Annotated in this window: 16 protein-coding genes; 4 read left to right on the forward strand and 12 right to left on the reverse strand. The window is 58.1% G+C overall.

The window, feature by feature from the left end:
* Positions 1–250 precede the first annotated feature (250 nt).
* From era to rpoZ, 8 genes are all read right to left on the reverse strand, one after another.
* Positions 251–1201 (reverse strand): GTPase Era, encoded by a 951-nt coding sequence (gene era / locus PH605_RS22640; RefSeq protein ID WP_161987998.1) that lies wholly within the window; start codon positions 1199–1201, stop codon positions 251–253.
* Between the two features lie 77 nt (positions 1202–1278).
* Positions 1279–1998: a ribonuclease III gene (rnc, locus tag PH605_RS22645; RefSeq protein ID WP_078054122.1), complete on the reverse strand. Its 720-nt coding sequence runs from the start codon at positions 1996–1998 to the stop codon at positions 1279–1281.
* On the reverse strand, positions 1995–2741 hold the full coding sequence (lepB, locus tag PH605_RS22650; RefSeq protein WP_003496938.1) for a signal peptidase I: 747 nt from the start codon (positions 2739–2741) through the stop codon (positions 1995–1997). Before lepB ends, rnc begins: the two co-directional genes overlap by 4 nt.
* Positions 2742–2950: 209 nt before the next feature.
* Complete coding sequence (gene acpS, locus PH605_RS22655; protein WP_142846288.1) at positions 2951–3355, reverse strand: holo-ACP synthase; 405 nt, start codon at positions 3353–3355, stop codon at positions 2951–2953.
* Entirely contained in the window at positions 3352–3930 is a 579-nt protein-coding gene (locus tag PH605_RS22660) for a DUF2062 domain-containing protein (protein WP_142846286.1), read from the reverse strand. The genes acpS and PH605_RS22660 overlap by 4 nt, the downstream gene beginning before the upstream one ends.
* A gap of 443 nt (positions 3931–4373) precedes the next feature.
* Positions 4374–4520, reverse strand: a complete 147-nt coding sequence (locus PH605_RS22665) for a hypothetical protein (protein WP_003496944.1) — start codon at positions 4518–4520, stop codon at positions 4374–4376.
* Between the two features lie 197 nt (positions 4521–4717).
* Positions 4718–6952: a RelA/SpoT family protein gene (locus PH605_RS22670; RefSeq protein ID WP_142846284.1), complete on the reverse strand. Its 2235-nt coding sequence runs from the start codon at positions 6950–6952 to the stop codon at positions 4718–4720.
* A gap of 132 nt (positions 6953–7084) precedes the next feature.
* Complete coding sequence (gene rpoZ, locus PH605_RS22675) at positions 7085–7474, reverse strand: DNA-directed RNA polymerase subunit omega (protein WP_003521126.1); 390 nt, start codon at positions 7472–7474, stop codon at positions 7085–7087.
* A 392-nt stretch (positions 7475–7866) separates the two neighbouring features.
* On the opposite strand from rpoZ, the gene PH605_RS22680 reads away from it, so the two are divergent.
* Both PH605_RS22680 and PH605_RS22685 read left to right on the forward strand, forming a co-directional pair.
* Positions 7867–8436 carry a LabA-like NYN domain-containing protein gene (locus tag PH605_RS22680; protein WP_004440903.1) on the forward strand — a complete coding sequence of 190 codons (570 nt, stop codon included), beginning with the start codon at positions 7867–7869 and terminating at the stop codon, positions 8434–8436.
* Positions 8437–8651: 215 nt separating this feature from the next.
* On the forward strand, positions 8652–10151 hold the full coding sequence (locus PH605_RS22685; protein ID WP_142846283.1) for a globin-coupled sensor protein: 1500 nt from the start codon (positions 8652–8654) through the stop codon (positions 10149–10151).
* A gap of 194 nt (positions 10152–10345) precedes the next feature.
* Here PH605_RS22685 and smpB read toward each other — a convergent pair whose 3' ends face one another.
* Positions 10346–10828: an SsrA-binding protein SmpB gene (smpB, locus tag PH605_RS22690; RefSeq protein ID WP_003524122.1), complete on the reverse strand. Its 483-nt coding sequence runs from the start codon at positions 10826–10828 to the stop codon at positions 10346–10348.
* Between the two features lie 161 nt (positions 10829–10989).
* A complete protein-coding gene (gene dapA, locus PH605_RS22695; protein ID WP_003524121.1) occupies positions 10990–11874 on the reverse strand; it encodes a 4-hydroxy-tetrahydrodipicolinate synthase in 885 nt (294 codons plus the stop codon).
* A gap of 465 nt (positions 11875–12339) precedes the next feature.
* Here dapA and PH605_RS22700 point away from each other — a divergent pair, with 465 nt between their 5' ends.
* Entirely contained in the window at positions 12340–14412 is a 2073-nt protein-coding gene (locus PH605_RS22700; RefSeq protein ID WP_161987997.1) for a lytic transglycosylase domain-containing protein, read from the forward strand.
* Positions 14413–14745: 333 nt separating this feature from the next.
* Here PH605_RS22700 and PH605_RS22705 read toward each other — a convergent pair whose 3' ends face one another.
* Together PH605_RS22705 and PH605_RS22710 are read right to left on the reverse strand one after the other, a co-directional pair.
* A complete protein-coding gene (locus tag PH605_RS22705; RefSeq protein WP_142846281.1) occupies positions 14746–15792 on the reverse strand; it encodes a porin in 1047 nt (348 codons plus the stop codon).
* 602 nt (positions 15793–16394) lie between these two features.
* Entirely contained in the window at positions 16395–17507 is a 1113-nt protein-coding gene (locus PH605_RS22710) for a porin (protein WP_142846279.1), read from the reverse strand.
* Positions 17508–18339: 832 nt separating this feature from the next.
* Here PH605_RS22710 and PH605_RS22715 point away from each other — a divergent pair.
* On the forward strand, positions 18340–19509 hold the full coding sequence (locus PH605_RS22715) for a tyrosine-type recombinase/integrase (RefSeq protein ID WP_142846275.1): 1170 nt from the start codon (positions 18340–18342) through the stop codon (positions 19507–19509).
* Positions 19510–19672: the final 163 nt, after the last annotated feature.

Here is a 19672-nt window from a genome sequence, read left to right on the forward strand (position 1 = left end):
GGAAAACCCTTCAAACTAGCCATCGTCGCAACAATCCGGAAGCTCGTCACTATCCTCAACGCCATCGCAAGGACAGATCCAGCATTTGCTTGATCATCCACGGTTGCTTGAGCCGGAATCCAGTCGACGCGCGTCGGCGCGGCGAGAGGCCCTCTTTTCAGCCCAAGGACTTGGGCTGGCTGGATTCCGGCTCAAGGCCGGAATGACGGAAGCGGGTGTGGTTTCGCGCCGCGCATATCGTGCCTGCGCGTTACCCCCGCGGGAACTCCAGTCCCATTTCACGGAAGCGCTCGGGGTCGTCGCCCCAGTTCTCGCGCACCTTGACGAACAGGAAGAGATGCACCGGCTGCTCTAGGATTTCCGACAGCTCCTTGCGCGAGGCGGTGGAGATGGCCTTGATCGCATCGCCGTTCTTGCCGAGCGCAATCTTTTTCTGGCTGTCGCGCTCGACATAGATCACCTGCTCGATGCGCACGGAGCCGTCCTTGCGTTCTTCCCACTTTTCGGTCTCGACATGCGAGGCATAGGGAAGCTCCTGATGCAGGCGCAGGAACAGTTTTTCGCGGGTGATTTCGGCGGCGAGCTGGCGCATCGGCAGATCGGAAATCTGGTCTTCCGGATAATACCACGGGCCTTCCGGCAGTTCGGCGGCCAGATAGTTCATCAGGTCGGCGCAGCCCGAACCGTTGGTCGCCGAGATCATGAAGGTGCGGTCGAAAGCGACCGTCTCGTTGGCGGCGGCGGCGAGTTTCAGAAGGTCTTCGCGCTTCACCTGGTCGATCTTGTTGAGGCAGAGGATCTTCTTCTGCGGGACATCCTTCAGACCTTCGAGAATGGTTTCCGCGTCGCCTTTCAGGCCACGTTCGCTGTCGATCAGCAGCAGGATGAGATCGGCATCCTTCGCGCCGCCCCAGGCGGAGGTGACCATGGCGCGGTCCAGCCGGCGGCGCGGCTTGAAGATGCCGGGCGTGTCCATGAAAACGATCTGGGCATTGTCGTGAATGGCGATGCCGCGCATCACGGCGCGCGTCGTCTGCACCTTGTGGCTGACGATCGAAACCTTGGCGCCCACCAGACGGTTCACCAGCGTCGACTTGCCGGCATTTGTGGGGCCGATGAGGGCCACGAAGCCGGAGCGGGTCGGAAGGGTTGCATCTTCGCCAGTGATGGCGGGGTTTTCGTGATCGGTCATGATATCCATTCAAGGTCAGAGGTATTCAACATGCGGCCAAAGGGCCCGTCATGCGCTCGATGTTCAGCATCCGGTTCGCCGGGCGCTCAGTTCCGGGTGGAGGTCTTCTGCCAGACGCCTTCGCGTTCCAGCAATCTTGTTGCCGCCACCTGCTCGGCCGCGCGCTTGGAGCGCTCGACACCGGTTTCCGGCTTCACGCCGGGAATTTCGACAGTTACCGTAAAGCGGGGATCGTGATCCGGTCCCGAGCGATCGTCAACCCGGTAAGAGGGCGTCACCGCAAATCTGGCATGCGCCCATTCCTGCAACTCGGTCTTGGCGTCGCGCCGACCGGCATCCACGCTGGTTGCGCGGCCCTGCCAGTATTTCAGAATGAATTTGCGCGATGCTTCCAGCCCGCCATCCAGGTAGATGGTGGCGATCAGGCTTTCGACGACATCGGCGCGCACGTTCAGCATCGCCTTGCCGGTCAGTTTCTTCACATCCGAGCCCGTGCGAATGAAATTATGCAGGCCCATCTCGTCACCGATCGCGGCGCAGGATTCGGCGCTGACGAGCTGGTTCAGACGCACCGAAAGCTCGCCTTCGGTGGCGTTGCGGAAGGTGGAGAACAGCAATTCGGCAACGCAGAGACCGAGAACACGGTCGCCTAGAAATTCCAGCCGCTCGTAATTGCCGGCCGCCGCCGAGCGGGCACTGGCATGGGTCAAGGCCCGGTCGAGCCGGGCCTTTTCCTTAAATTCATATCCGATCAACGCTTCCAGACGGGAAATCTCGTCCGCCGAAAGCGGCTTGGTCTTGCTCATTCCACAACCTTGAAGAGGCGGTCCCAACGCATGTTGGCCGGCCATTCCCAAATGCGGCTGAACGGCGTGTCATTGCCCAGCGAGAAGAAGATGACGCTGGCGCGGCCGATCAGGTTTTCTTCCGGTACGAAACCAACGTCGAAACGGCTGTCGAGCGAATTGTCGCGATTGTCGCCCATCATGAAATAATGGCCTTCCGGCACCACGAATTCGCGGGTGTTGTCGCCACGCGAATCAGGCGACTGGTCGAGCGTGTCGTAGGTGACGCCATTGTCGAGCGTTTCGCGGAAGACAGGTACATTGGCGCCTGGATCGGCGCGATAATCTGATGTGAAGGTGCCGTCGGGCTGCTTTGGAACCGGCTGGCCGTTGATGAACAGCACGCCGTTCGTCACCTGGATGCGATCACCCGGCAGGCCGACGAGGCGCTTGATATAATCGACTTCAGGATTGGGCGGCAGGCGGAAGACCACGACATCGCCGCGCTTGGGCTTGCTGAATTCCAGAATGCGGCCCGAAAACAGGTTCGGCGAGAAAGGCAGCGAATATTTCGAATAGCCGTAGGAGAACTTGTTGACGAACAGATAGTCGCCAACCAGAAGCGTCGGCATCATCGAGCCGGACGGGATCGTGAAGGGCTGAAACAGCACGGTGCGGATGACCATGGCCAGCAGCAGCGCCTGAATGATGACCTTGACGTTCTCCCAGAGGGCGTTCTGCTTCTTTTCAGCTTTTTCCGACACTTAAAGACCTGCCTGATTGTTTCCCGGCTTCTTCGGTTTCACGAAGGCGGCCGGGCCGTTGTTTTATCGCATATGCGGCGGGCAAGCGGTTTTTACGCAGCCGGCAACGCTTTCATATTTCTGCGACTTCTCTAGAACCTTTCCAGCCCGAAGGGAAGCGCTTCTGTGACACGTCCGCAAATAGGACGCCAATGCGGCTTCACCGGGTCTTACCCGTTCACGGGAAGCGCCTCGATAATCACGAATGCCTGAGCGTAAGGAAAATCGTCCGTGATCGTCAGGTGAATATTGGCGCGGTGGCCGGCGGGCAGCAGCGCCGCCAGCCTGTCCCCTGCCCCATTGGTCAACACCATGGTCGGCTTGCCGCCCGGCAGATTGACGACGCCCATATCCTTCCAGAAAACGCCGTTCGCAAGGCCTGTTCCCAGCGCCTTGGAACAGGCTTCCTTGGCGGCGAAACGTTTGGCATAGGAAGCGGCGCGGTTCTTGCGGCCATCGGATTTGGCGCGCTCGATATCGGTGAAACAGCGATGGGTGAAGCGCTCGCCGAAACGTTCGATCGACTTTTCAACGCGGCGAATATCGATCAGGTCGCTGCCCAATCCAATGATCATTTCAACATCTCCAGAGAAGCATTCTTGTTGGCGGCGCGATGCGCGAGGTTTTCCATCTTGCGGCGCTGGAAACCGCTGATGAGACCATAAACCGCGATATAGGCGATGATTGCGCTGATAACGGCAGGAAGCAGCGCACCGATGGTCATGGGTTCCAGCACCGGCGTCCATATCTGCCGGAATTCGAGATGGCTGAATAGCGCCACGAAATCCACATGCGCAGCGCTTTCCGTCTTGTGCCGACCGAGGATGAAGTGCCCCAGTTCCCAGGTGGATGCCCAGATGAAGGGAAATGTCAGCGGATTGGCGAAGGTGGTGCCGAGCGCTGCCGCCACGAGATTGACGCGCATTAGAAAACCCAGCGCCATGGCGATGATGATGTGAACGCCGAGAAACGGTGTCCACGCCACGCCGACACCGAGAGCGACACCGGCGGCAACCGAATGCGGAGAGGCGGAAAGCCGCAGAAGGCGCAGCTTCATATAGCGCAACGAACGGGAAAAACCCGTACGCGGCCAGAAGAGGTCGCGAATCTTCTCTGAAAAACCAACGGGTTCACGGCGGCGAAAGGGCATGGGGGCAGTCTATTTCATCGCCCCGGCCGCGCCAAGAGCATCATAGACGGCACAGGGATTTCTTTTGCAGGTGTATTCTCCGCGTCCGTCATTCCGGCCTTGGGCCGGAATCCAGCCGACGTGCGTCTGCGCGGCGAGAAGACTCTTTCCAGCCCAAGGACTTGGGCTGGCTGGATGCCGGATCAAGTCCAGCATGACGGACGCGGGATGTCACGAATAAAGTGAATATCGAGCCTTCGATATCAGTCCCAATTTAGTGTCGTCTATTGTGACAGGGGACTGAACCGGGATTTTTCGCGACGTATTTGTCAACCAGTTTGGGACAACCGCTTGAAGCGCGCATTCACAAAGTTTTGCAGGATACAGGGGCGAGCGTGCCAACAACGGCCATGCACCCTTCGAGTCTCATACGCATGGCAATGGACTGCCATGCGCTGAGTGCATTACCGGCGGAACAGGCCGCGGTCGATTTCGCGCTGGCGGAATTCCAGGTCGACATTCGATACCGAGCCGCTGAGATATTCGAATTCGCGTTCCTGGGTGGTCTTGCCACGAACGGCACGGGCGATCTTGCGAAGCGGAGTAAACATGATTTTCGGTCCTTTCGGTTTGGAACTGGCGTTTCTCATCGGTGTTCATCCACCGGCACGCCGCGTTTCCTTCTCTTCAATTTCTGAGAAGAAAATAGTCACAAACCGCCTCCACCACCAGAGACAGGAAAAGGCCGCTGCCATGCGTTCAATGCATAACAGCGGCCTTTTAGTATTTGCAAAGGATCAAAAATGCCTCAATCGAAGGCACGCGTCACGGTCGAGACGCAATCGAGATCCTTGAGCTGCGACAAAAGCTGGTTCAGCTGCCTGAGATCCCAGACTTCGACATCCAGCGCCAACTCGGAGAAATCCGTGCCGATGCGGACCATGTTGAGGCCGCGAATATTGACGTCCAGCGTGGCGATGGACTGAGCCACCGAGGCGAGCGTGCCCGGCTCGTTCAGCGCATTGATCATCACCCGCGCCATGAAACGCGACTTGTTCGCCTCATCGAGATCCCAGCGCACATCGATCCAGCGCTCCGGCTCGTCGTCGAAGCGTTGCAGCGCCGGCGCCTGAATCGGATAGATGGTGATGCCCTTACCTTTTTCCATGATGCCGACGATGCGGTCACCCGGAACGGCGCCGGCAGCACCGAAATGCACGTCGACATTGCCGGAGAGACCACGGATGGGCAGCGGGTCCGGTCCATCCAGCATCTCGGCCGCACCGTCGTCCTCAAGCACCGAGCGCGACTTGCCGGGGATCTTGAAGACCATGCCGGAGGCGCTGCGCATGTTGAACCAGCCATCGTCGCCGGTCATCTTCACCGTGACACGCTCGTCCTGATAATCCGGGAACACCGCGCGCAGGACATCGAGCGAGGAAACCTCGCCACGGCCGACGGCGGCGATGGCATCTTCCACGTCCTTCTGCGCCAGACGATGCAGCACGGGCTTTAGCGCTTCACGGGAGAAGGCCTTGCCGGCGCGCTCGAAGGTGCGCTCCAGAATGCGATAACCGAGGCCGGAATATTGCTTGCGGATGGCCATGCGGGTGGCGCGGCGGATAGCCGAGCGCGCCTTGCCCGTCACCACCACCTCTTCCCATGCGGCAGGCGGCACCTGCACGCCGGAGCGGATAATCTCCACCTCGTCGCCGCTATTCAGGCGAGTGACGAGCGGCATGATCCGGCCGTTGATCTTCGCGCCAACCGTGGTGTCACCGATATTGGTGTGCACCGCATAGGCGAAATCGATGGGGGTTGCGCCGCGCGGCAGGGCAATCAGCTTGCCCTTCGGCGTAAAGCAGAACACCTGGTCCTGGAAAAGCTCGAGCTTGGTGTGCTCGAGGAATTCTTCCGGGCTGTCGCCTTCGGCCAGCGATTCGATGGTGTGGCGCAGCCAGGAATAGGCGTTCGATTCTGGCGAGAGCAGATCGCCCTCCCCGTTTTCGCCATCCTTGTAAAGCGCATGGGCGGCGATACCGAATTCGGCGATCTCGTGCATGCGCTTGGTGCGGATCTGCAGCTCGATACGCTGGCGCGACGGGCCGACGATGGTGGTGTGGATGGAGCGATAATCGTTCTGCTTGGGTGTCGAGATATAATCCTTGAAGCGGCCCGGCACGACGCGCCAGCGGGTATGCACGACACCCAGCGCCCGGTAGCAGGATGGAATGTCATCCACCAGAATGCGGAAACCGTAGACATCGGAAAGCTGCTCGAATGAAAGCGACTTCGACTGCATCTTGCGGAACACCGAATAGGGTTTCTTCTGCCGCCCTTTGACATTGGCGCCGACCAGACCATTCGCCACGAGAAGCTCGCGCAGCTCGTCCTCGATCTTTTTGATCAGCCCCTCATTGCGCGTTTCCAGTTCCTGCAGGCGGTTCGTCACCGTGCCATAGGCTTCCGGGTTGAGATATCGGAAGGACAGGTCCTCCAGCTCGTCGCGCATATCCTGCATGCCCATGCGGCCGGCGAGCGGCGCATAGATTTCCATGGTTTCTTCGGAAATGCGGCTGCGCTTGTCGGCCGGCATATATTCCATGGTGCGCATATTGTGCAGACGGTCGGCGAGCTTCACCAGAAGAACGCGCACGTCGTCGGAAATGGCGAGCAGCAGCTTGCGCAGGTTTTCCGCCTGCTTGGCCTTGCGGGTGACGAGGTCGAGCTTCTTGAGCTTGGTCAGCCCCTCCACCAGCCGGCCGATATCTTCGCCGAACAACTCGTCGATTTCGGCGCGGGTGGCGGTGGTGTCCTCGATCGTATCGTGCAGCAACGCCACCGCGATGGTCGATTCGTCGAGATGCATTTCGGTGAGGATCGCGGCAACTTCCAGCGGATGCGAAATATAGGGGTCGCCATTGGCCCGCTTCTGCTGGCCGTGTTTCTGCATGGCGTAAACATAGGCCTTGTTCAGCAGGGCCTCATTCGCATCCGGTTTATATTTTTGAACCCGCTCGACGAGTTCGTATTGCCGCATCATGCGATATTCCACAAAAAGAAAGCGCGCCAACCTGAGGGTCGGCGCACAATGCTGCATCAATAGGGATCAGATTATGACGGCAACTATTGACAGACGGTAACCGCCGCCTGCCAAAGGCATCATAAAATCCTATCAATAGTCGTCATTTTTTTCCGGCGGCACAAGGCCTTCGATACCGGCCAGCAGTTCTTCTTCCGACATCTGGTCGAAAGTAACGGTTTCCGGCTGATCGTCTTCTTCGCTGTCGGCAGCGGCGGCGGCGAGCGTGACCGGATCGGGCTCGGGCTCGTCCACTTCCACATGCTTCTGCAGCGAGTGGATCAGGTCTTCCTTCAGATCGTCGGGAGACAGCGTCTCATCGGCGATTTCGCGCAGCGCCACAACCGGGTTCTTGTCGTTGTCGCGGTCAACCGTGATGGAGGACCCTTGAGAAATCTGGCGCGCACGGTGGCTGGCGAGAAGCACCAGCTCGAAACGGTTGTCTACTTTATCAATGCAATCTTCAACTGTGACGCGGGCCATTGCCTGTCCTTTGCGGGTCGTAATGTCGTGGATCAGAGCGCCGTGCGGTGTTCGGGGTGCACAAGGGTTGCTCTAACCTATTGAATCTGCGCTTCGTGCCTTGCGAAAAACATTCAAGATTTCTCGCGACGATGCTTTCCAGCTTCCGATACAGCCATTGGCCGCGGAATTCAAGTTTTTCCTGTCTTTGGCGTCTTTTGGCACCTTATTGCCCACCTTTGGCGTCTGATGAACAAAATGTCTAGAAGAATTGTCTTGGAATAAGGGGGAAGGTAGCTTACTTAAAACGCAACGGCGGTACGCAAAGCTCGTTGATACGACATGTTTTTTTGCGTTATCGACCGGAAATAAAAGCCAGATAATGGCCTTTCCAAAAAAAGGAATGGGATGGAATGTTCGATCCACGGGAGAAAATTGCGCTCTTCATAGACGGAGCCAATCTTTATGCAGCATCGAAAAGCCTGGGATTCGATATCGACTACCGCAAGCTCCTGAAGGCGTTTCAAAAGCGTGGATACCTGCTGCGCGCCTATTATTACACCGCGCTCATCGAGGATCAGGAATATTCCTCGATCCGCCCGCTGATCGACTGGCTGGATTATAACGGCTACAAGGTCGTGACGAAGCCGGCGAAGGAATTCACCGACGCTCTCGGCCGCCGCAAGATCAAGGGCAACATGGACATCGAACTGGCAGTCGATGCCATGGAACAGTCCGAGACGGTCGATCATCTGGTGCTCTTCTCCGGCGATGGCGATTTCACCACGCTGGTAGACGCGCTGCAGCGCAAGGGCCGCAAGGTTTCCGTGGTTTCCACCATGGCCACGCAGCCCGCCATGATCGCCGACGACCTGCGCCGCCAGGCCGATCACTTCATCGATCTGATGACGCTGAAGGCCGAGATCGGGCGCGACCCGAACGAGCGCCCTGCCCGGCACGCCGAGGGTCCTGAGACGGTCTGATCCCAGCTTTTGCTGCGAAGACATCATCAACGCGTCCGTCCAACAGACGGGCGCGTTTTTGTTTGGCGAGACGCCGGCGCGTTAAAAATTCTTTGTAGAATTAACAAACATCAAATTCGATAAGTCAAAATTATGACTTGGTTAATTTTAGAGGTGTCTAAAAGATGTAACGGCGCCAACGATATGATTTCGGTGCCAAATCAGGATGTTTAGACATGCATGGCCAAGCAAAAACCGACCGACAACTCGACGAAAGACTGAATTTTCTGGGGCTCGGCCACGAGCAACGGAAAAATCTCTCCGAGATGAAAGGTGTTATCACCGGCTCTCTCGATGCGTCTCTCGATCGTTTTTATACGAAGGTTCGCTCGGTGCCGGAGACGGCAAAGTTTTTCTCCAGCGAGGCCCATATCCACCACGCCAAGAGCATGCAGCTCAAACACTGGGAGAGGATCGCCTCCGGCACATTCAATGCGGATTATACCGACGCCGTAACCGCCATCGGCCGCACCCATGCGAGGCTGGGGCTGGAGCCGAGATGGTACATCGGCGGTTATGCCCTGATGCTCGACGGCATCGTCAAGGCCCTGATCGAGTCCGAATTGAAGGGCTTTTTCGTGGAAAAGAAGGCCAAAAAGGTGAAGGACGCCCTGTCGGCCACCATCAAGGCCGCTCTTCTCGACATGGATTATTCGATCTCCGTCTATCTCGACGTGCTGGCCGCCGAGCGGCAGAAGGTGGAAGCCGAACAGGCGCAGATGAAGAAGGAACAGGAGCACGTTCTCGCACTGCTCAACAGCGCCCTCGACAGGCTGGCCAATGGCGACCTCACCTCCAGCATCGGCGAAAATACCGCACCGCAATTCGAAGGGCTGGTCGCCAATTTCAACGCGGCGGTCGGCAATCTCTCCGGCGCATTTGCGCAGATCGTCGAAGAGGCGAACAAGATTTCCGGCAATACGCGCGAGCTGACATCCGCGACCGACGACATGGCCCGCCGTACGGAGCAGCAGGCCGCCGCCCTTGAGGAAACCGCCGCCGCCGTCGAGGAAATCACCACCATTTCCAAATTGTCGGCGCAGCGTTCAGAAGAAGCCAAGGCCATTGTCGAAAGCTCGGCCGTTGAAGCCGCGCGCTCACGCGATGTTGTGACGGAAGCGGTGAAAGCAATGGGAGCCATCGAGGACTCATCGCAGAAGATCACCCAGATCATCTCCGTCATCGACGAGATTTCTTTCCAAACCAACCTTCTGGCGCTGAATGCCGGTGTGGAGGCCGCGCGCGCCGGCGAGGCCGGCAAGGGTTTCGCCGTCGTCGCCCAGGAAGTGCGTGAACTCGCACAGCGCTCCGCCACCGCCGCCAAGGAAATCAAGACGCTGATCGCCAAGTCTTCGGAAGACGTGATGCAGGGTGTTTCGCTGGTCAACAAGACGGGCGAATCCTTGAATACGATCGGCAACAAGGTGGATCATATTCAGGAACATATCGCCTCGCTGACCAAGGCAGCGCAGGAACAGTCCGTCGGCATTCAGGAAATCAATGCCGCCATCAACAGCATGGACAATCTGACCCAGAAGAATGCGGCCATGGTGGAAGAGACGAATGCGGCGACGCATAATCTGAGCGATGTCAGCGCCAATCTGGCGGCGCTTGTCAGCCGGTTCAGCGTTTCGACGACGAAGGCGCATGTGGAACGGACGTACCGGGCGGCGTGACGGGCGCAGCGGGCAGCAACACACTCCCGTCATCCCGGCCTTGAGCCGGGATCCAGCCAGCCCAAGTCCTTGGGCTGAAAGGACTCTTTCCACGGCGCAGACGCGCCGTGGCTGGATGCCGGATCAAGTCCGGCATGACGGAAGAACAAGTGGCGAAAGGCCGCTACCCTCTACGCAGCGAAATCTCCTGCCGCTTAGGCGTTGCCACCCTTCAGCAACCGCGATTTCTGCCGGTTCCAGTCGCGTTCCTTCTCCGTCTCGCGCTTGTCGTGCAGTTTCTTGCCCTTGGCGAGCGCCAGTTCCAGCTTCGCGCGGCCCCTGTCGTTGAAATAAATCTTCAAGGGCACCAGCGTCATGCCTTCACGGTTGATGCCGGCGCGCAGACGGTTGATCTCGCGCTTGCTCAGGAGCAGCTTGCGGCGGCGGCGCGGCTCGTGGTTGAAGCGGTTGGCCTGCAGATATTCCGGCAGGTGGGAATTGATGAGCCAGATTTCATCACCCTCGTCCGATGCGTAGGATTCGGCGATATTCGCCTTGCCTTCACGCAGCGACTTGACCTCGGTACCAGTCAGCACGAGCCCTGCCTCATAGGTGTCGATGATTTCGTAGTTGAAGCGAGCCTTGCGGTTTTCCGCAACGATCTTGTTCACCACGCGCTGGCTGCCTTTGGGGGCCATGATATTTCAATCCCTTGTTTTTCTTATTGCGCCTTCGGCTTACCGCCGAGAGCGGTTTTCGAACCCCTATTTAATGTTGTCGCCGCGAAAAGAAAAGGCGCGCCGAACGGCTTCTGTTGCGAAGCGGTTCATGGCGCGCCTTAAACGCTTTCGGGCCTGTCTCAGTTCATCAGGCCGGCGTGCTTCAGCGCCGCATCGATGGCCGCCTCCGTTGCCGGTTCCAGCGTGCTCATCAAGGGCGAGCGGACCCGGCGATTGCCGCCGCGCGTCTTCGACAGCGCATATTTGGTGCCGCAAACACCGGGCTCCATGAAGATCGCCTTGTGCAGCGGCATCAGGCGATCCTGATAATCCAGCGCCTTGGCATAATCGCCGGCGAGCATCGCCGCCTGGAACTCCGAACAGAGGCGCGGCGCAACGTTAGCGGTAACGGAAATGCAGCCGACGCCGCCATGGGCGTTGAAACCGAGCGCCGTGCCATCCTCGCCCGAAAGCTGGATGAAATCCTTGCCGCAGGAAATGCGCTGTTCGGAAACGCGGTCGATCTTGCCCGTCGCATCCTTGACGCCGACGATGTTCCTGTGCGCCTTGACCAGTGCACCCATGGTTTCCGGCGACATATCCACCACCGAGCGCGGCGGGATATTGTAGATGACGATAGGCAGCTTCACCGCTTCGGCGACAGCGGAGAAATGGGCGAACAGGCCCTTCTGGGTCGGCTTGTTGTAATATGGGGTGACAACCAAGAGCGCATCCGCGCCGGCTTCCTGCGCGTGCAGCGCAAGCTCGATCGCCTCATCGGTATTGTTGGAGCCAGCGCCCGCAATGACCGGAACCCGTTTCGCCGCTACCTCGATGCACAGCTCGACGACACGTTTGTGCTCGTCGTGGGACAGGGTTGGAGATTCCCCCGTCGTGCCCACGGGCACAAGTCCGTTGCTGCCTTCGGCGATCTGCCATTCCACATGGGCGGCAAATGCCTGTTCGTCCACGGCGCCATTGTCCGTGAACGGGGTAATGAGGGCGGGAATTGATCCCTTGAACATGCAAAGCTCCTGGCGCCGAGCCGGTTCATGCTTCGGCCGCATTCGATGGTTAAAACCGGCACACATTAGAGCCAGCCCTTGGCGCCGACAAGCGCAAAGGCAGGGTATTTTGTCCGAAATTGTCGGAAGTGTGACAGTCTCCGGGCCGCAATCGGCAAGCAAAAAAAGCAGGCGCCGAAATGAGACGCCGCTCGCGGGACGGTGAATAAAAGTTGATTGAATTGCAGGGCGGCGATTAACATTTCATTAAGCCTGAAATCCCAAGATTTCCGGGTGGGACATCAGACCGTTTTCGGCAATCCCGCTGCAATGAAATGATATTAGAGCATTTCCAGTAAAAGTGCGTAGCGGTTTTACGTCCGGAAAATGCGGAAAAACAAAGAGCCAGAGCATGTCGAACGATTCCGTCTAACAGGACGTGCTCTGGAAGAAAGTCGGCAACTCCGTTACACGATGAAGAACGGCATGAAAAAGACAGTCTGGGGATTGATGGCGGCGGGCCTTGCCGCAACCGTTTGGAACGCATTGGCCGGGCCGCTGCCGGAAGGTGCGGCACCGCTTCCCTATGTCAAGCCGAATGCGCCGACCGTTCCGGCTTTCATGCCGGCCTCGCCCGAGATCACCGGGGCCATACCCCGCCTCGACCGCCCCGATGATACAAGCCAGTTGAAGGCCGGCCTCGACGCGCTTTCCAGCCGCGATGCGGCCCGGGCGATTGCGTTGCGCAACACCATGCCGACCGGCAGCCTCGACCGCCATATCCTCACCTGGGCCATCGCCGTTTCCGGCCAGAAGGACGTCGCTTCGGCCGAAATCGCCGCAGCCCAGCGCGAGCTCTCCGGCTGGCCGGGTGCCGCCACCCTGCGCGCCAATTCCGAAAAAGCGCTTTACCGCGAAGATCCACCGGCATCGCAGGTGCTTGCCGCCTTCGGCAATAGCCGGCCGGAAACCGCGGAAGGCAGCGTGCTGCTCGCCAAGGCGCTCGCCTCCTCCGGCAAGGGTGCGGAATCGCAGCGTCTCATTCGCCAGCTCTGGGTGAGCGAAGGCATGGACAAGGACATGGAAGACCGTGTGCTTGCCGAGTTTCCCACTTATCTGACTCCCGCCGACCACAAGGCGCGCATGGATTATCTGATGTATCGCAGCCGCATCAGCCAGGCGAAGCGTTTCGGCGATCTCGGCAAGGCGCAGTCGCTTTACAATGCCTGGGCGGCCGTGTTGCAGCGATCCACAACTGCGACTGCGCTGCTCGGCAAAGTCGACGCCTCCTGGCGCAGCGACCCCGCCTATCTTTTCGCGCGGGTGGAAAACCTGCGCAACCAGCAGAAATATTCCGAAGCCGCCGTGCTTTTGCGGCAGGCCCCGAAGGAAACGGCCAAGCTCGTCAATCCGGGCGAATGGTGGAACGAGCGGCGCATCATCGCGCGCGGCGTCGCCGATCTCGGCGATTTCGCCGAGGCCTATCGCATCGTCGCCAATCATTCGGCCACCTCTGCCGTCGATACCGCAGATGCGGAATTCCATGCCGGCTGGTATGCGCTAAGAGCGCTGCGCGATCCGGCCACGGCTTCACGTCACTTCAACACGCTGCTTCAGACTTCGAACCGGCCGCTTTCGGCGTCGCGTGCCTATTATTGGCTCGGGCGGGCGGCGGAAGCGGGCGGACCGGGGGATGCCCGCGATTTTTTCACCAAAGCCGCCGCTCATCCCGGCACGTTCTATGGCCAGCTTGCCGCCGCGCGAATCGGCGCCAAGACACTGAATGTCACCTATCCAAGCCCCAGCAGCGGCGACCGCGAACGTTTCGCCGGCCGCGAAGCAGTGCGCGCCATCGACCGGCTGGAAGCAGCCGGTTACGGCTGGCGAGCCGACAGCCTTTACCGGTCGCTGGCGGAACAACTCGACAGTCCCGGCGAGCTTGCCATTCTGGCGGCGCGGGCGGAGGGCAACGGCAATCATCAGGTTTCGCTGCAGATCGGCAAGACGGCTTTCAGCCGCGGCATCGATGCGGCCGCACTCGCCTATCCGCTCGGCGTCATTCCCGCCAGCGCTAATATTGCCGGCTCCGGCAAGGCACTTGCTTATGCGATTGCCCGGCAGGAAAGCGCCTTCAACCCGGCCGCCGTCTCCGCCGCCAATGCGCGCGGTCTGCTGCAACTGCTGCCCGGAACCGCCAAGGGTGTGGCGGGACGCCATGGCCTGCCCTATACCCAGGCGCGACTGACCACCGATGCGGGTTATAACGCCACGCTCGGCGCGCATTATCTCGGCGAGCAGATCGACAGTTTCGGCGGTTCCTACATCCTCACCTTCATCGCCTATAATGCCGGGCCGAAGCGCGTGCCGGAATGGATCTCCCGCTATGGCGACCCGCGCGGCAAGCCGATCGACGAGGTGGTCGACTGGATCGAGCGCATCCCCTTCCCTGAAACCCGCAATTACGTGCAGCGGGTGATGGAGAATTATCAGGTTTACAAGACGAGGCTCGGGCAACAGGCCGATATCGTTGACGACCTGCGCCATGGGCGTGCGGGGTAAAGGCCGCTTCCCCGGCTGACGAGCGGAGCATTCAAGCGCCTGCCGGCCAGCGCTTCTGACCGCTGAAAAAGCCTGAAGTTCTCTTCCGTTATGCTCGGGCCTGTCCCGAGCATCTGCGACGTTTAGATTTCATGCGACGTGATTGGATCACTGGGACGAGTCCCGGTGATAACGTCGACGGCTTGGGCAGATTTGCCGATAAGCGCGAGGCCGGCTGGTGGATGCTTCAAAGCATAAGCAATTCCCGAAAGACTTATATTTCCACCCGAGCTTCAAAACGAAAAACCCCGGCATTTCTGCCGGGGTTTCCATCACTGACAATGTCAGATCAGATTAGAACGAACGCTGAAGGCGAACGAAACCGGTCCAGCTGTCGCCATTCGGACCATCGATGTCCTGATAGTTGGCAGCAACCTTGGCAGCCAGACCCTGGGTGATCTGGTAGTCAACCGTCAGACCAGCGCGCCATGCGTCGCGGTCGCCCGTGAAGTCACCGTCCGGAGCGATATCGATCGTGCCGAGGTACTGAGCGCCGGGGGTGATGGTCAGCTTGTCGGTAGCCTTGATGGCGTATTCAGCAGCAACGGCCCACTCGGATTCTTCGTAGTAGTAGTTCGCGCCAGAAGCCCAAACGCCGGAGATACCGAAGGTGCCCGGACCGATGTCAGCCGTAACGATTGCACGGATTGCACCATTTTCCTGGTCGGTGTCGTAGGAGCCGAGCAGGTTTGCGCTGACAGCACCGAACTTGGCACCGATGATACCGCTTACGCCAACGTTATTCGGGCCTTCAAAGAAGCCGCCCTTTACGATGCCGAGGTTCGACCTAACATCGCGGGTGGCGTCAAGCTCTTCAACGCTGATACCTGCGTAGAACGAACCGGCGTCGTAGGTGTAACGCAGAGCATTGCCACGAGTGGTGTTCGAAGACAGGATATCGGTTTCGCCGGAGAGATCGTCATCCCACCAGGTGTACATGTAACCGACCTTGAGGCCGCCGAGCTCGATGAAAGCCTGATCGACGTTGACGCCACGGTCGCTATCGTTGTTGGCTTCGCCACGCAGACCAATGTAGCCACGCAGAGCGCCGAGCTCGGTGTCGGTGCGGGTGTCGATGTTGAACTGGGCGCGCGTGAACGAGTTCCAGTCAGACGTGCCGGACTTGTCACGGCCGAAGTCGGTCTGGAAACGGATGTAACCGTCGAACTTCAGGCAGGTTTCGGTGCCGGGGATGTAGAAGAAGCCGGTGCCGAAAGCGTCGCAAACGCGAACGTATTCCAGGGGCTCGGGCTCAGCAGCGACGATAGCGTCAGCGGCCTGTGCGCCGGATACTGCTGCGAGAGCCGCAGCGGAGCCGATGAGAAGGCTCTTGATGTTCATGGTTGACCTCCAGTCAAACGCTTAATCTTCTAAGCAGCGGGTGGGAAAGCACTTCAGAAATGCGTGCCGCTTATGAAGATGATTAGAGCCAAAACCGGTCGCTCAGGCAATCGTAATCATGACAGAAGGAAGACAGTAAGGTGTCCTTAGTTTTTCATTGTTGCGAAATAGCTACAATTCTAACCGACGCGACCCCATTCGTTAAAAAATCGTTAATAACTTATGTTTTTCAGTCACTTAACAATAGGCTCGAAAAATCGGCCGTGAGAAAACCTACGAGATCACCTCAATCTGGACACGATCAGGCCACTGGAAATTGTTCAAAAGACGATTGCAATATGCATAGTATCCTACTTCTGCAAGAAAAAACCGACCGAAAGCAAAAACCACATCCTCGGATTCGTTAAGCGACTCAAGGCTCCCGATACCGAGCGAATCGATGGGCATGTGTAGCGGTCTGCTCCGAGCATCAACCCGCGGAAAATCGGAACGCCGCCACGATCTCGTCACCTGTAGCGATGCCTGCCCTATCAAGATGCCATTCAAACAAAAAAGCCCGGCTCGAGAGCCGGGCTTTCCATCACTGACAATGTCAGATCAGATTAGAACGAACGCTGAAGGCGAACGAAACCGGTCCAGCTGTCGCCACCGCCGTTAACACCTTCGGTGCCATCGACGTCCTGGTAGTTAACAGCAACCTTCGTGGAGAGACCCTGGGTGATCTTGTAGTCAACCGTCAGGCCAGCGCGCCATGCATCGCGGTCGCCGGTGAAGTCGCCGTCCGTACCGATGTCCAGCGTACCGAAGTACTGGAAGCCGGGGGTGATGACGAGCTTGTCGGTTGCCTTGATGGCGTATTCTGCAGCAACTGCCCACTCAGACTCTTCGTAGTAAGCGTTTGCGCCAGAAGCCCATACGCCAGAGAGACCGAAGGTGCCGGGGCCGATGTCGGCCGTCAGGATGCCGCGGATAGCGCCGTTTTCAGCGTCGGTGTCGTAACCGCCGAGAACGTTGAGGTTCACGCCGCCGAACTTGGCGCCGATGATTGCGCTCACGCCAACATTGTTGTCGCCTTCGCCGTTCAGGGCGGTCCAGTTCAACTGGTTCACACCAAGGTTGTTGCGCTGAATGGTTACAACGCCGCCAGACGTCGTGATCGAGTTACCAGCGATAACGCCTTCGAGTTCTTCAACAGCAACGCCAACGTAGAAGGAGCCAGCGTCGTAGGTGTAACGGATGGCGTTCAGACGAGTGGAGTTCGAAGAAAGGATATCGGTTTCGCCAGAGAGACCGTCATCCCACCAGTTGTAGTAGTAACCAACCTTCAGGCCGCCGAGCTCGATGAAAGCCTGGTCAACGTTCACACCACGGTTGCTGTCGTTGTCAGCATCGCCACGGAAGCCGATGTAGCCACGCAGAGCGCCGAGCTCGGTGTCGGTGCGGGTGTCGATGTTGAACTGGGCGCGGGTGAACGAATCCCAGTCAGACGTGCCGGACTTGTTGCGGCCGAAGTCGGTCTGGAAACGGATGTAACCGTCGAACTTCAGGCAGGTTTCGGTGCCGGGGATGTAGAAGAAGCCGGTGCCGAAAGCGTCGCAAACGCGAACGTATTCCAGGGGCTCAGGCTCAGCAGCGACGATAGCGTCGGCAGCGTGAGCGCCGGATACTGCTGCGAGAGCCGCAGCGGAGCCGATCAGAAGGCTCTTGATGTTCATGGTTGACCTCCAGTCAAAGTTTTTAAGTGGGTCTGGGTACTTTCGCTGAAGGACAGCATTCCCTGCCCCATTCCCGTGTTCTTAGAAGCCAAACGATCCACCGCCTCGCTTCTGGTGGTGAAAATACAAAAGGTTTCGCCGCTTGCAATCGCCAACATCCGATAAATAGCATTTACGTATATGCTTCATTTCGGTTTGTTGCGGAAACAACACACAGTGCGCAGCCGGCCCGCAGTCGGCTTTACCATGCGTTAAGAAATTGCTTGAAAATCCGTTAGTTAGCGAGGTTAACAAGGTCTTTCTAAACTAGCGGCTTTTTCGGCGAAGCCTTGCCTCGCCGGGCAAGGATGATGGAAACTTTTGCTTCCTCACACCCCTGCACCTGACACTCCTTCGCAGCGCGCATGAAGAACGATGGAAAAACCCATGCCGTTTGCCGCCCGATTCCCCGCAGAACGATTCGAAAGACTCGCCGCATGTCGGTTACGATACCGATACGCCGCCACCCGCCCGGTTTGCCGTGAGAACTGATTTGATGACGTGACCTCGCGTTTGACGATTGTCCGTCAATATCGGCAGCAGCCGATTTGTCGCGCGTGTCAATTCGAAACAGACGGAAGAACAAGCGACATGCGGAGACCGTCGCCAAAGCGCTCCGGCGGTGGCTTGGTACTGGGAACGATGGGGCTTTGATTTTCCGGTCTTGCGCCGAAGTGGCGGAGAGGATGTCCGCTTGTTCCCGTAAGATATTGAAATTACGTATGCATTAGACTTGTAAATGGCCATAATTTCCGTATTTTTCATACTCAAGTTATGACGATGGGAAACGGCAATGGCTATCAACAAGCTCACAGAGACCAAAATCAAGAAGCTGGACAAGCCCGGTATTTATTCTGATGGAGGCGGTCTGTTTCTGCGAGTGCGTGCCGGTGGGTCTAAGAATTGGGTCTTTATATACAAGCGTGAAGGCAAGCGCACAGAGCTTGGCCTTGGCGGGTATGCTGGCAACTCAACGGCCCCGGTGTCGCTGGAAATTGCCAGAGAAAAGGCACAGGCGATTCGTGATAGGCTTGCAAGGGGTGAGCAGCTATCCAAGGGCAAGACCTTCGCGGACGTCATGGAGGACGTAATAGCGGTAAAGCTTGAGGGCTTCCGCAATGAGAAGCACAAGGCGCAATGGCGCATGACGCTCGATACATATGCCGCGCCCCTCCATAATAAGCCGATTTCCACGATCACGCGCGATGACGTGGTTGAGACGCTCAAATCCATCTGGACAGAGAAGCCCGAAACCGCCGACCGGACTCGCATGCGCATTGCAGCCGTGATCGACCATGCCAAGGCGCGCGGCCTATATACCGGCGATAATCCTGCCGACTGGCGCGGAGGCCTGAAAGAGTTGCTCCCGGCCCGCAACAAGCTTTCTCGCGGCCATCATGCGGCGGCTGCATACAAAGACATGCCCGCCATCATGAAGCACCTACGAGCCAGTGACGCCGTTTCCGCTGCCGCTGTGGAATTCACGGCATTGACGGCTGCTCGCTCTGGCGAGGTCCGTGGTGCTGTATGGGATGAAATCGATTTCGCGGCGGCATTGTGGATTGTTCCGGCTGTCCGCATGAAGGCGGGACGTGAACATAGAGTACCGTTGACGAAGCGCATGATTGAGATTCTTGAAGCCCGCAAGGAATTGGCAACGGGTGCGCTAGTCTTTGAAGGTGGCAAAGAAGGTTCGGCCATTTCAGATACGGCAATGACAAAAAGCCTTCGGGCAGCTTCAACGGATAAAACCATCACCCTTCATGGACTTCGATCCAGTTTCCGTGATTACGCCGGAGATCATACAGAACATCCCCGTGACGTGGCTGAAGCCGCCCTCGCCCATTCTGTTGGTGACGCAGTAGAAAAAGCCTATCGACGTTCTGATGCGCTGGAAAAAAGACGCCAGCTTATGCAGGATTGGTGCGATTATTGCCAATCAACGCCCGCCAATCGGAAATAACAAAGTCTTTTCAACGAAATTTCTAAATTTTTCTTCGGGCATCAAAACGTCAAGCAATAAACGTAAAAATATACATTGGCGTATTTTGCATTTTTTGGTTGCTGAGTTGAAATACTTGGAGTTATAACCCCGTTGTCGCCAGCGAATGGCGGCATTCCATAAC

Source organism: Agrobacterium sp. CFBP 3001 (assembly GCF_027871605.1).
Taxonomy (GTDB): domain Bacteria; phylum Pseudomonadota; class Alphaproteobacteria; order Rhizobiales; family Rhizobiaceae; genus Agrobacterium; species Agrobacterium leguminum.

Excerpts from the sequence above, each read along its gene's own strand:
- era (WP_161987998.1), bottom strand. The coding sequence starts at position 1,201 with ATGGATATCATGACCGATCACGAAAACCCCGCCATCACTGGCGAAGAT.
- rnc (WP_078054122.1), bottom strand. The coding sequence starts at position 1,998 with ATGAGCAAGACCAAGCCGCTTTCGGCGGACGAGATTTCCCGTCTGGAA.
- acpS (WP_142846288.1), bottom strand. The coding sequence starts at position 3,355 with ATGATCATTGGATTGGGCAGCGACCTGATCGATATTCGCCGCGTTGAA.
- PH605_RS22660 (WP_142846286.1), bottom strand. The coding sequence starts at position 3,930 with ATGCCCTTTCGCCGCCGTGAACCCGTTGGTTTTTCAGAGAAGATTCGC.
- PH605_RS22665 (WP_003496944.1), bottom strand. The coding sequence starts at position 4,520 with ATGTTTACTCCGCTTCGCAAGATCGCCCGTGCCGTTCGTGGCAAGACC.
- PH605_RS22670 (WP_142846284.1), bottom strand. The coding sequence starts at position 6,952 with ATGATGCGGCAATACGAACTCGTCGAGCGGGTTCAAAAATATAAACCG.
- rpoZ (WP_003521126.1), bottom strand. The coding sequence starts at position 7,474 with ATGGCCCGCGTCACAGTTGAAGATTGCATTGATAAAGTAGACAACCGT.
- PH605_RS22680 (WP_004440903.1), top strand. The coding sequence starts at position 7,867 with ATGTTCGATCCACGGGAGAAAATTGCGCTCTTCATAGACGGAGCCAAT.
- PH605_RS22685 (WP_142846283.1), top strand. The coding sequence starts at position 8,652 with ATGCATGGCCAAGCAAAAACCGACCGACAACTCGACGAAAGACTGAAT.
- smpB (WP_003524122.1), bottom strand. The coding sequence starts at position 10,828 with ATGGCCCCCAAAGGCAGCCAGCGCGTGGTGAACAAGATCGTTGCGGAA.
- dapA (WP_003524121.1), bottom strand. The coding sequence starts at position 11,874 with ATGTTCAAGGGATCAATTCCCGCCCTCATTACCCCGTTCACGGACAAT.
- PH605_RS22700 (WP_161987997.1), top strand. The coding sequence starts at position 12,340 with ATGAAAAAGACAGTCTGGGGATTGATGGCGGCGGGCCTTGCCGCAACC.
- PH605_RS22705 (WP_142846281.1), bottom strand. The coding sequence starts at position 15,792 with ATGAACATCAAGAGCCTTCTCATCGGCTCCGCTGCGGCTCTCGCAGCA.
- PH605_RS22710 (WP_142846279.1), bottom strand. The coding sequence starts at position 17,507 with ATGAACATCAAGAGCCTTCTGATCGGCTCCGCTGCGGCTCTCGCAGCA.
- PH605_RS22715 (WP_142846275.1), top strand. The coding sequence starts at position 18,340 with ATGGCTATCAACAAGCTCACAGAGACCAAAATCAAGAAGCTGGACAAG.